The 621-nt window shown below is 23.5% G+C and carries 1 pseudogene; it reads right to left on the reverse strand.

Going from position 1 to position 621, the window contains the following annotated elements:
• A pseudogene (locus EZH24_RS13140) lies at positions 1 to 279 on the reverse strand (DNA polymerase I); the annotation flags it as partial.
• Between the last annotated feature and the right edge of the window lie 342 nt (positions 280 to 621).

Below are 621 nucleotides of genomic sequence, written 5' to 3' on the forward strand. Positions count from 1 at the left end.
AAGTATTGGAATTTGACTTCTTAAATCGTCAGGCATACTTTCTCTATTTTCTTTATATTCTTTATAAATTTCGCTTCTGAAAGTTTTTCTCGAGCTGTCCAAAGCGATTGCCGTATATTCTGACGGATAAGTATTTATTAAAGAAAAATAAGTTCTCAAAAAACCGTTTATTGAAGAAACATTTTGCCCTTTGGAATTCAAGAGCGGTCTTTTCAAAAAAATAAAATGATACCTGTAAAGGATACCGAAAGCGTCAATAATAAGGAATCTTTTTTTCATAATTTTTATTATACTATAAAATATTTATAAGTAAAGAATTGTGATTTTGTATTGCCTCCGCAATGACGATTTTTAATTTTTTAACGATAAAAAACTTGATTAAACTATTGACATATTTTTTAATTCATGTTATATTTTACTTAAATTAATTAAAGTTAATAAATATTGGATAACTTAAATATGTTTAGTAAAAATTACTATAAATTAGCATACTATAATTTCGTTAAGCAAAGCAAAGCAAAGCCTGTATTGTATCTTTAACTAATAATTTAAATTTTTATATATTACAATTTTTTAAATATTTCTTTGCGTTTTGCAAAAATCTATTAAATACATTTACTA

It is taken from the genome of Brachyspira catarrhinii, assembly GCF_005518285.1.
GTDB classification, from domain to species: domain Bacteria; phylum Spirochaetota; class Brachyspiria; order Brachyspirales; family Brachyspiraceae; genus Brachyspira; species Brachyspira catarrhinii.